This is a genomic window from Cryobacterium sp. TMS1-13-1 (genome assembly GCF_004403125.1).
Lineage (GTDB): Bacteria > Actinomycetota > Actinomycetes > Actinomycetales > Microbacteriaceae > Cryobacterium > Cryobacterium levicorallinum.
The window spans coordinates 809,458-820,742 of record NZ_SOGX01000010.1 but is presented as its reverse complement, the minus strand read 5'-3'; the positions used below and the strand labels follow the sequence as shown (position 1 = coordinate 820,742).

Annotated in this window: 8 protein-coding genes; 5 read left to right on the top strand and 3 right to left on the bottom strand. The window is 65.7% G+C overall.

The features are described from left to right. Window positions 1–1,350 (top strand): MinD/ParA family protein, encoded by a 1,350-nt coding sequence (locus tag E3T31_RS13180; protein ID WP_241977908.1) that lies wholly within the window; start codon window positions 1–3, stop codon window positions 1,348–1,350. 93 nt (window positions 1,351–1,443) lie between these two features. Next, a complete protein-coding gene (gene def / locus E3T31_RS13175) occupies window positions 1,444–1,935 on the top strand; it encodes a peptide deformylase (RefSeq protein ID WP_134469075.1) in 492 nt (163 codons plus the stop codon). 212 nt (window positions 1,936–2,147) lie between these two features. On the opposite strand, the gene E3T31_RS13170 is transcribed toward def, so the two are convergent. Next, window positions 2,148–3,980, bottom strand: a complete 1,833-nt coding sequence (locus tag E3T31_RS13170) for a long-chain fatty acid--CoA ligase (RefSeq protein WP_134469074.1) — start codon at window positions 3,978–3,980, stop codon at window positions 2,148–2,150. A gap of 173 nt (window positions 3,981–4,153) precedes the next feature. Between E3T31_RS13170 and E3T31_RS13165 the strand changes: the two genes are divergently transcribed. The 3 genes from E3T31_RS13165 (at window position 4,154) to E3T31_RS13155 (ending at window position 7,401) form a co-directional block, all read left to right on the top strand. After that, window positions 4,154–5,098, top strand: a complete 945-nt coding sequence (locus E3T31_RS13165) for an ROK family glucokinase (RefSeq protein WP_134469073.1) — start codon at window positions 4,154–4,156, stop codon at window positions 5,096–5,098. 142 nt (window positions 5,099–5,240) lie between these two features. Further along, window positions 5,241–5,930: a 1-acyl-sn-glycerol-3-phosphate acyltransferase gene (locus tag E3T31_RS13160; RefSeq protein WP_134469072.1), complete on the top strand. Its 690-nt coding sequence runs from the start codon at window positions 5,241–5,243 to the stop codon at window positions 5,928–5,930. 100 nt (window positions 5,931–6,030) lie between these two features. After that, window positions 6,031–7,401 carry a class II 3-deoxy-7-phosphoheptulonate synthase gene (locus tag E3T31_RS13155; protein ID WP_134469071.1) on the top strand — a complete coding sequence of 457 codons (1,371 nt, stop codon included), beginning with the start codon at window positions 6,031–6,033 and terminating at the stop codon, window positions 7,399–7,401. Window positions 7,402–7,727: 326 nt separating this feature from the next. Here the strand turns inward: E3T31_RS13155 and pknB are convergent, their stop codons facing one another. Both pknB and E3T31_RS13145 read right to left on the bottom strand, forming a co-directional pair. Further along, window positions 7,728–9,680 carry a Stk1 family PASTA domain-containing Ser/Thr kinase gene (pknB, locus tag E3T31_RS13150; RefSeq protein ID WP_370304606.1) on the bottom strand — a complete coding sequence of 651 codons (1,953 nt, stop codon included), beginning with the start codon at window positions 9,678–9,680 and terminating at the stop codon, window positions 7,728–7,730. A gap of 112 nt (window positions 9,681–9,792) precedes the next feature. Continuing rightward, window positions 9,793–11,130 carry a LysM peptidoglycan-binding domain-containing protein gene (locus E3T31_RS13145; protein ID WP_134469069.1) on the bottom strand — a complete coding sequence of 446 codons (1,338 nt, stop codon included), beginning with the start codon at window positions 11,128–11,130 and terminating at the stop codon, window positions 9,793–9,795. Window positions 11,131–11,285: the final 155 nt, after the last annotated feature.

Sequence of the window (11,285 nt, the reverse complement as noted above, 5' to 3'; positions counted from 1 at the left end):
GTGCCAGACAAACGTACTGACGACCAGAGCGCGCCCGCGCGCCCCGTGTCGGCCACCGCCAAACGAACCCGGGACGAGCATCGCGGTGCCGATAACAACGGCGACGAATACCACAGCGAGCTGCCACCGCACACGATCGACAACCTCGCAGCCTCCCTGCCCGAGAGCTTGAGCGTTCCCATCGACGTGCCCGCCGCTCCGCGACGGGCCGTCGCCGCGGGGGGACAGAGCACCTCCGTCGAAAACGCTCGCGCCCTGCCGACCCCGGCCACCCACACCGTCGAAATCAACACGCCGGCCCCGGCCAGGGCGGCTGGCGCCAGTTCCGCCATCGAATCGCTTTCCAAAACGGATGCCGCCGCGTCGGTTCGGCGCGATCGCATCCGCTCCGAAAACAGCTCAGCTCCCGAGTCGGCGGCCATGCTGACCTCGGATCGCCTGCTCACTGTGAACCGCAAGACCCGCAAGGCTCCGCAGGGCGCCTGGCCGGAATTCATCTATGCGCTCTCGCTGCACCTGGTCAATCTCGGCGACTCGCCCAAGGTGCGCGCCTACAAGGAGATGGATGAGCGCATTCGTCGCAAATTCGAAGGCGGCACCCGGTTCGTGCCGATCCTCACCCGCAAGGGCGGCGTCGGTAAGACCACCGTCACGACGCTGCTCGGCATGGCGCTGGCCGACGCTCGCGACGACCGCATCATCGCGATCGACGCCAACCCCGACCGCGGAACGCTCTCCGAACGCGTGAGCAAGCAGACCCGCTCGACCGTGCGCGATGTCGTCTCGAAGGCCGCATCGATCGGCAACTTCACCGATTTCTCCACGCTCGTCTCGCGCGATGAAACCCGCCTCGACATTCTTGCTTCGGACACCGACCCGCTGCTCTCCGAAGCCTTCGATGAGAACGACTACAACGTCGTCGCCGACCTGGCCGCGCGTTACTACTCGATCGCCCTCACCGACTGCGGCACCGGCATTGTGCACTCGGTCATGCGCGCCACCCTGCAGCGGGCCGACTCAATCGTCATCGTCTCCGGTGGAAGCGTCGACGAGGCGCGTTTGGCCTCCGAGACCCTGACCTGGCTCGAAGCGAACGGCTACGGCGACCTCGTGCGCAACGCGATCGTCGCGCTCAACACGGCCACGCAGGGCACCAACCTGGTGCGCCTCGAAGAGATCGAGTCGCACTTCCGCTCGCGGGTGCGGGAAATCGTGCGCGTTCCCTACGACCCGCAGCTCGCCGCCGGCAGCGTCGTGTCCTACAAGGACCTCAGGCCGATCACTCGGCTGGCCGCGCGCACCTTGGCCGAGCTCGTCGTCGAGGGTCTCCCCGCCGACCGCAGCGCCTAACCCGACCCACACAGGGGATACGCTGCGTCCGTTTGAACCAGTCGTGCCCTCCTGCTCAATCTGCCTCATCCGCTCACCCCGAGGAGAGTCCCCGTGCCCGAACGTCAGATCCGTCTCTTCGGGGATCCGGTGCTGAAGACCGTCTCCGACCCCATCGACGGAATCGACGACCGCGTTCGCGGCCTCGTGCGCGACCTGGTCGACAGCGTGCGCCTACCCGGCCGGGCCGGCGTCGCCGCCTCCCAGATCGGTGTCAACCTGCGCGCCTTCAGTTACAACGTCGACGGCGACATCGGCTACATCCTCAACCCCACCGTCGTTGAACTCTCCGGCGAACCCGACTTCGTGGACGAGGGCTGCCTGTCCGTTCCGGGCCTCTGGTACCCCACCAAGCGCTACCCTTTCGCCCGGGTGACCGGTATCGACCTCGACAATAACCCGGTCGAGCTCGCCGGCACCGGAATTATGGCGCAGGCGCTGCAGCACGAGACCGATCACCTCGACGGCTTTCTCTACATCGACCGTCTCGACAAGGAAAACCGTCGAGCCGCGATGAGGGAAATCCGCGAGTCCAGCTGGTTCTAGCCCGGCACCGCCGCGTACTGACCGGAGCGTGAACATTCGGCGCTGACCCGGCACGGGCGAAGCCTCGTGCCCCCGTGACATGAGGGAACGGTGCAAGTATGCCGCGGGGTTGCGAGTTCAAGGTTTGAGCGAGGAGCGGAGTGCTTTCCCCGGGCCCGACCCGTCAGAAACCGCACTGAGCCCGACCCACGCGGGCCGGGGCCAATCTCGAACTACTCCCGCAGCGAGATTCCCTCAGTCACCGGCGCGTTCGAGTACATCGTGTCGATCTCCTGTGCGAAGTCGCGCAGAATGATGTTGCGCTTGATGCTCATCTTCGGCGTCAGATGTCCGCTGTCCTCGGTTAGCTCGACCGAAAGCAGCGTGAACTTGCGAATCGATTCCGCCCGCGACACACCCTCATTAGCATGGTCGACTGCGCGCTGAATTTCGGCGAGCACGGTTTTATTTACGGATGCCTGTTCCAGCGTCATTCCGGCGTCCTCTTGATGGTTGTTCAGCCAGACCGGCAGCATGTCGGGGTCGAGGGTGATGAGCGCTCCGATGAAGGGCTTCTGGTCGCCGACGACGATCACCTGTCCGACCAACGGGTTCGCCCGGATCGGGTCTTCGAGGGCGGCCGGAGCGACGTTCTTGCCGCCGGCCGTGACGATGATCTCCTTCTTGCGCCCGGTTATGGTGAGAAAGCCGTCGGCGTCGAAGTCGCCGATGTCGCCCGTTTTCAGCCAGCCGTCGTCGAAGGTGTCTGCCGTGGCCTGCGGGTTCTTCCAGTATTCCTTGAAGACGTTGACGCCCTTGACTTCGATCTCACCGTCGTCCATGACGCGCACTGAAACGCCGGGCAGTGGCGGTCCGACCGTGCCGATTTTGGCCCGAGTGGCCAGGCCAACGTTGGCGGGGGCGGTCGTTTCGGTCAGGCCGTAACCCTCGAGAATGACGATGCCGAGGCTCTTGAAGAAGTGGCCGAGGTGGGCGCCGAGCGGAGCCGAGCCCGAGACGGCCCAGACGACCTTGCCGCCCATCGCGGCGCGCAGCTTGCTGTAGACCAGCTTGTCGAACAGGGCGAACTTGATCTTCATGCCGAGCGGAATCGACGTTCCCGCCTGTACGAGCTTGGAATGCTCGACCGCGACGTGGGCTGCGGAATCGAAGATCTTGCCCTTGCCACCGGCCACGGCCTTCTGCTGGGCCGAGTTGTAGACCTTTTCAAACACCCGCGGCACGGCGAGCAGAAAGGTCGGTTGAAAGCTGCCCAGCGCCGCCAGGAGGGTTTTGGTGTCGGCCTGGTGCCCCACGCGCACCCCGGCGTGCACGCACAGCACCGAAATGAAGCGCGCGAAGACGTGGGCGGTCGTGATGAAGAGGAGGGTTGAGGCGCCCTCCGGGTGCACCAACACCTCTTTGAGCGCCACCGCGGCATTGCGGCTGGTCTCGAGGAAGTTCGCGTGGGTGAGCACGCAGCCCTTGGGCTTGCCGGTCGAGCCGGAGGTGTAGATGAGGGTGGCCATGTCGTCGCCCACCGCGAGCGAGCGGCGGCGTTCGATCTCGGCGTCGGTGACGTTGACACCCCCGGCTACGAGCTTGTCCAGGTCGCCCAGGTTGATCTGCCAGACCGAACGGATGTCGCTGAGTTCCGGATGAACTTCATCGAATCGGGCGAAATGATCGGCGGTCTCCACGATGACGGCCGTCGCGCCGGAGTCGCTGAGGTTCCACTGCACCTGGCTCGGCGAACTGGTCTCATAGACCGGAACCAGAATCGCTCCGGCAAACCAGGTCGCGAAGTCGATCAAGGTCCACTCGTAGCGGGTCTTGCAGATCAAGCCGATTTTGTCGCCGGGCTCGATGCCGGCGGCAACGAGACCCTTGGCCAGCGCCACGACCTGGGCGTGGAACTCCTTCGTGGTGACGGGAAGCCACTGGCCATTGCGCGGCAGAGAGAACAAAACGAGGTCTGGAGTCGCAGCGAGGCGGTCCATCAGGAGGTCGGTGATGTTGGCGCCAGGATCGGCGGGAACAGCGGCGGGCATATCAAACTGTTTCACGGCAACTCCTTTGGTACCGGCTGAACGTGCCAACTGCTCGCGAGCCAGAAAATCTACGGTGAGCGGGTGTTTCGTCCAGCGGCAAACTGGTTTACTACACTCTAGAGGGTGCAATGCCCGGCCACCCGGTGCCGCCACACTACTTCTCGATCACCCGCAACGAAAGGTGCCCCGTGCACGCAATTGGTATCGATATCGGGGGCACCAAAATTGCCGGCGCCCTCGTCGACGAGGCGGGCACCATCATCCGCTCGGATCGGCAGCCGACCACCCCGGGAAACCCGCGGGAAATCGAAGATGTTGTCGTCGCCATGATCTTGGGCCTCTCCAAGGGCGAAGAGGTCGCCGCCGCCGGGGTCGCCGCCGCCGGGTTCATCGATTCTGCCCAGTCGACCGTGTATTACGCGCCGAACATCAGTTGGCGCAACGAACCGTTCCGCGACAAGCTCGAGGCGCGCCTGGACCTGCCGATCATCATCGAGAACGACGCCAATGCCGCCGGCTGGGCCGAATTTCGCTTCGGCGCCGGACGCGCATACACCGACATGGTTACCCTCACGATCGGCACAGGGGTGGGCGGTGCGATCGTGACCAACAACGCACTGTTTCGCGGTGGATTCGGCGCCGGCGCTGAACTCGGCCACCTGCGCGTCGTTCCCGACGGTCTGGCCTGCGGCTGTGGCGCCCACGGCTGCCTCGAGCAGTACGGCTCCGGCCGGGCACTGCTGCGCATCGCCAATGATTTTGCGGATGCCGGCGGCATCGGCCTCGGCTTGGCTGCTGCCCGCGAGCGGCGCGGCAAACTCACCGGCAAAGAGGTCGGACGGCTAATTCAGGACGGCGACGGCGGAGCCCTCGCGGCTCTGCGCCAGCTCGGCGGCGCGCTCGGGCAAGGCTGTGCGAGTCTGGGCGCTGTGCTCGACCCGCAGGTCTTCGTGTTCGGCGGGGGAGTCGCCGCCGCCGGCGAGCTGCTCCTCGAGCCGATCCGGGCGGCCTACCTCGACCACCTTCCGGCCCGCGGGTATCACCCGGAGGCCGAGTTCGCCATCGCCCAGCTCGTGAACGACGCCGGCGTCGTCGGTGCGGCAGACCTCGCCCGACTGCACGCCGTGCGCTGAGTGGGCGTTGAGCGGGCGCTCAGCAGGCTTGGCGCGCGGGTGCGGAAGACCGCGGCGGTGACCGGTCTGGTCTGGCCGCGCGCGGCATCCGCTTGGATAGCGCAGGCGGACTAAGCTTTCACAGCAGGATGAAGGAGTGCGAATGTTCTATTGGATCATGAAGAACATCGTCATCGGCCCGCTGCTGCTCTCGCTGTTTCGCCCCTGGATCATCGGTCTGGACCACATTCCGAAGACCGGCCCGGTCATTCTGGCCAGCAACCACCTGTCGTTCATCGACTCGGTTTTTCTGCCGCTCGTCGTGCCGCGCCGCGTGGCTTTCCTGGCCAAAAGCGACTATTTCACCGGCAAGGGGCTCAAGGGCTGGGCAACGCGGCAGTTTCTGACCGCGGCCGGGCAGCTGCCGATCGACCGCTCCGGCGGCAAGGCCTCCGAAGATTCGCTCAATACCGGCTTGCGCGTCCTGCGGGATGGCCGAATTCTCGGCATCTACCCAGAGGGCACCCGCAGCCCGGACGCCCGCCTGTATCGGGGACGCACCGGTGTGGCACGCATGGTGCTCGAGTCGGGCGTCACGGTCATTCCGGTCGCCATGATCGACACCGAGAAGGCCATGCCCACCGGAACTCGCATTCCCCGGGTGCGCCGAATCGGAATCGTGATCGGCAAACCGCTCGATTTTTCCCGGTTCGAGGGCATGGAGGGCGACCGGTTCGTGCTGCGCAGCGTCACCGATGAGCTCATGTACGAGCTGCGGCAGCTGAGCACGCAGGAGTACGTGGACGTCTACGCATCCTCCTTCAAAGAGAAGCGGGCCAGTCTTTCGCGATAGGCTGCCAGAAGTGCTGTCTGCGCCGTGCGCGTTGCAGCACCTCATCCATTTCGTAGCCGGCGCGCGTTACCGGTCCAGCAGAGAAAACAGGAACTATCCCGTGGTAGACCCCACCGAGCCCATTGTTGCCGCAGAAGCCTCTGTCATCACGGGTCTCGACCACTGGCGCACCCTGCCGATCAAGCAGCAGCCGACCTGGCCGGACGCCGACAAGGTGGCCGCGGCATCCGCCGAATTGGCGACCCAACCGCCGCTGGTCTTTGCCGGTGAGGTCGACATTTTGCGTGACCGGCTCGCGCAGGCCGCCGGCGGGCAGGGATTTTTGCTGCAGGGCGGCGACTGTGCCGAAACGTTCAGTGGCGCCACCGCCGACCAGATTCGCAATCGGGTGAAGACCGTGCTGCAGATGGCGGTCGTACTCACCTACGGCGCATCGATGCCCGTGATCAAGATGGGGCGGATGGCTGGCCAGTTCGCCAAGCCGCGCTCGAGCGACTTCGAAACCCGCGGTGACGTGACCCTGCCCGCCTACCGCGGTGACATCGTCAACGGATACCCGTTCACCCCCGAATCGCGCGAAGCCGACCCCGACCGGCTCGTCAAGGCGTACCACACGGCAGCATCCACTCTCAATCTCATTCGCGCGTTCACCCAGGGTGGCTTCGCCGATCTGCGGCAGGTGCACAGCTGGAACCAGGGCTTCGCCAAGAACCCGGCCAACCAGCGCTACGAGGGCCTGGCCAAGGACATCGACCGCGCCATTAAGTTCATGATCGCCTGTGGCGCCGACTTCGAAGCCATGCGCCGCACCGAGTTCTACACCAGCCATGAAGGCCTGTTGATGGACTACGAGCGCCCGATGACGCGCATCGACTCCCGCACCGGCACGCCGTACAACACCTCGGCCCACTTCATCTGGATCGGGGAACGCACCCGCGATCTCGACGGCGCCCACGTCGACTTCCTCTCCCGGGTGCGCAACCCGATCGGGGTCAAGCTCGGCCCGACCACGTCGGCCGAAGACATGCTGCGCCTGGTCGACAAGCTCGACCCGAACCGGGAGCCTGGCCGCCTCACCTTCATCACCCGCATGGGGGCCGGCAAGGTGCGCGATGCCCTGCCGCCGCTGCTCGAGGCGATCAAGGCGAGCGAGGCGACGCCGCTCTGGGTAACCGACCCGATGCACGGCAACGGTGTCACTACCCCGACCGGCTACAAGACGCGTCGGTTCGACGATGTCGTCGACGAGGTCAAGGGCTTCTTCGAGGCGCACCGCGCCGTCGGAACCCACCCCGGTGGAATCCACGTCGAACTCACCGGCGACGATGTCACCGAGTGCCTCGGCGGCTCCGAGCACATCGACGAGGCCGCCCTGGCGACCCGCTACGAGTCGCTCTGCGACCCGCGCCTGAACCACATGCAGTCCCTCGAGCTTGCCTTCCTGGTGGCCGAGGAGCTCGCCGCTCGCTAGCCTCTTCTTATCGACCGGGCCCGGGCCCGGAAAGCGGGCCCATGATCAATCGTGGGTCCGCTTTCACAAGGTGGGCCCGGTAAGCGGATGCCTGCATCCGCGTTCCTAGCGCGGCCCGCGTCGGAGACGGGTCATCCGCTCCCCGCTCAAAACTCGCAACTCCGCGAACAACCCGCCTCCGCCGCTCACAGCCGCTCTGAAGCCCGAGGTTTCGTCGAGGTGTGAGTTTTCGAGGCAGAGCCTCGTCGAGGTGTGAGTTTTGATCGTTTCAACGGCTGAAATCGGGCCGAAACTCACCCCTCGGTGAGCGGAAAGGTCTGAGCGTGCTATCCGAAGGGGTTCGTCGGATTGACCGTGATGACGCTGTTCTTCGGCGCGGCCGTGCCCGCAACGGGATCAGTCGACGCGACCTTGAGAATGGCGGCGATGGCATCAGCGGCCAGGTTGTACTTCAACTCGAACCCGAGGGCGGTCAAGGCAGCCTTGCCGTCACTCCAGGACATGCCCACGACGTTGGGCACGATGACCGGCTCGGGGCCGCGTGAGATTACGAGGGTGAGCGTGGCGCCCTCGCGAATCGTGCCCTCGGGAACCTGCGCGGTGATGACGTCGCCCTCGGCCACGGTGTCGCTGTAGGTCTGCTCGCCCGAGACGACGAGCAGGTTCTTTCCGACCAGAATATCGGTGGCCTCGGCCACGGTCTTGCCGTCGACGTTTGGAATCGCCCCGAGCGACACGACGAGGTTCACGGTCAGGCCTTCGAAATACTCGCCACCGGCCGAGACATCGGCACCGTCGGTTTCCTTGCTCGCGGCCACGACAGTGCCCTCGGGCACGTCACCGTTGAAGACCGGGTCGATGCTGCCGACCACGGCGTTCAAATCGGTGATCAGAGCGGATGCCGCCTCCTGCGTAACGCCGGCCAGCGTGGGCAGCGTGATCGGTTGAAGGCCCTGGGAGACGATGACCGTGACCGGACTGTCCTGGGGAACCCGGCTGCCGGCATCCGGATCAGTGCCGATGACGAGCCCCTCGGCGACCGTGGCGCTGAAGGCACCACCGAGCTCGGGCTGGAGGCCGAGTTCAGTCAATTCAGCCGAGGCTGTTTCGGGGGAGGCCGACGCGAAATCGGGCAGCATCACGTCGGAGCCCGGGCCGGAGCCGAAGTACCAGCCGGTGCCGCCGAGAGCCGCCGCGATGAAGATGACGAGGGCGAACAGCCAGAATCCGCGGCGTTTGCGCTTGCCGGCCTTCTTGCTCAGCAGTTCACCGCTGTTGGGCGGTCCCACCGGGCCGGTGCCGACCGGGTGAATGCCGAGCAGGGTCGCGGCGGGCGGTTTGGTGGGAGCGAGCTTGGGACCGAAAACCTGGGTTTCGGCATCCGCCAGAGCGTTGGCGCCGGTGCGCACGCTCGCGGGCAGCACCATGGTCGATTGCAGGGCCAGCTCCTGGGTGCCGCCACGCATCAATGCGCTGACATCGTGCAGTTGGTCGAGCATGACCCGGGCGTCGCGGGGACGATCCTCTGGATCGCGGGCAGTGGCCCAGAGCACGAGTTCATCGAGTTCGCGGGGAATTGAGTCGACCTTGCTGCTCGGCATCGGCACGGTGTCATTGGCGTGCTGATAGGCGATCTGCATGGGAGCTTCGCCCAGGTAGGGCTGCTCGCCGGTCAGCATTTCGAACGTCATGATGCCGAGGGCGTAGATGTCGCTGCGCGCATCGGCGATGCCGCGGGTGACGAGCTCGGGGGAGAGATAGGCGATGGTGCCGAGCAGGGCCTGGCCGGTCGCCGTGTTGTTGTTGACCGCGCGCGCCAGGCCGAAGTCGCTGATCTTGATACGGCCGTCGTCGGCGAGCAGCACGTTCTCGGGTTTGACGTCGCGGTGCACGATGCCGGCCTTGTGGGCGGCGGCGAGCCCGCTGAGCACGGCTTCGAGAATGTCGAGGGTCTGTTCGGGGGTGAGCCGGCCGTAATCCTTGAGCAGGTCGCGCAGGGTGATGCCGGGCAGGTATTCCATGACCAGGTAGGCCATATCGGCGTCCTGGCCCTGGTCGAAGACATTCACGACGTTCGGGTGTGCGAGCCGGGCGGCCGAGCGGGCTTCCTGAATGAAGCGGATCTTGAAGGCGCTGTCGTCGGCCAGATGGCCGTGCATGATCTTGATCGCGACGCGACGTTCCAGCCGCAAATCGGTGGCCAGGTAGACCGTGGCCATGCCGCCGCGCGCGATCCGCGAGCGCACCTGATACCGGCCGTCGATAAGACGGCCAATCATCGGGTCGGTCGAGGGAACGCTCACTCCTTGATTCTAGGTAATAGGGTGGCGACCCCGGCGCGCGGCGCGCAGGGTTCGCCGGGGAGACACCCGGTCGGGGCGCTGAATTCGGTCAACCGATTTCGACGAGCCAGGCCTGCGCCGAGGTTTCCCACTTCGCGTAGTAGTCGGGGTAGGCCGAAATCTGCACTGCCTGGGCGGCCTGGGTGACGGTCATGGACTCCCAGCCGGGGATATCGAGCAGACCGCGCGTGATGTCGGGGTTGGGGTTGGACGCGCCGCCGAAGAAGGCCAGGCTGGCCCGTACCGGGTCCATGACCTGTTCCGGGGTGCCCCAGCCGGCGCTCGGGCGCTGTTGGAACAGCCCGAGGGAATCCCGGTCGCCGTAGTCGACATTGCGCAGCCCCGACTCCTGGGCGGCGGCGGCCAGCGCGATCACCAGACCGGCATTGTTCACACCCGCGCCGCGCCCCGTCGCCACGATGGTTTGGGCGTTCTGGCGCATTTCGGCGGTCATCGGCGTGACGATGCCAGCGGTGGCGCGAGTGATGGAGGCCGCCGGGGCCACGGTCACGGGCAGCGTCAGAACCTGCCCGGGGTAGATGATGCTCGACCAGCCGAGTCCGTTGGCGTCGAGCACGGCCTGCACGCTCACCCCGGCCGCATCAGCGACCGCGGTGATGGTCTCGCCCGAGGCAATCGTATGGGTGGCGGCGGCAACCGCAACCGCCGGCGCGACGTACACGGCGGCCTCCATCGCGCCAGCAGCGGCCAGCAGCACGACCTGACCGGGGTAGATCACGCTGCTGCCGTCGAGGCCGTTGGCTCCAAGCAGGTCGGCGGTCTTCAGCCCGTGTATGGCCGCAATGCCGCTGATCGTGTCGCCGCTCTGCACGACATAATCCGTCGAGACCGGTGCAGCGGATGCGGCCGGCGCCGCCGCCTGAGTCAGGGTCAAGACCTGGCCTGGAAAGATCAGGGCCCGGGAATCGAGACCGTTCAGTGCCAGCACGGTCGCCGTCGACAGGCCGAACCGGCCAGCGATACCACTGACGGTGTCGCCGTCCACGACGGAGTACTGCGCCGGTGCGATCTGCACGGTGGCAGCGACCAACCTGGGAACGGCGGCGAGAACCGGTGTGGACTGGGCGAGCTTTGCTTTCAGTGGCTTCTTGGCGAGCGCCTGGGCTTCGGCGGGGGCTGCGAGGTTGAGGCTGATGGCCAGGGTGCTGACCAGCACAATGGGCACAGTGAGCAGGGCCTGGCGGGACCGCAGGTCTGCGACCTTCTTCACCCGACGCTTCGTACCGCTGGCGACAGGAGCGCTGGCACGATCAACAGCGCTCAGCTCAATACCGGCGTGTGCAGCGCCAGTCTGCGGAACGGTGGCGCGCGGTGCGGCCGGCGCCGCGGCATCCGTTTTAGTTTGTGTTTTCACCCTGGTCGACATGGTGCTCCATTTCATTGTGTGCATCACGCTCGATGTGGACATCAAGTTCGCAGCAACGGCTGCTGTGCAGCAATCCCCACCCTGAGGTTTTCATAAATATGAGAAGGAGTCAATTGAAACGGAGCGGCGAATTGGCACTGATCACGATAAAAAGC

Coding starts and splice junctions, on each gene's coding strand:
- pknB (WP_370304606.1), bottom strand. CDS start 9,680: ATGATTGGCCGTCTTATCGACGGCCGGTATCAGGTGCGCTCGCGGATC.
- E3T31_RS13145 (WP_134469069.1), bottom strand. CDS start 11,130: ATGTCGACCAGGGTGAAAACACAAACTAAAACGGATGCCGCGGCGCCG.
- E3T31_RS13160 (WP_134469072.1), top strand. CDS start 5,241: ATGTTCTATTGGATCATGAAGAACATCGTCATCGGCCCGCTGCTGCTC.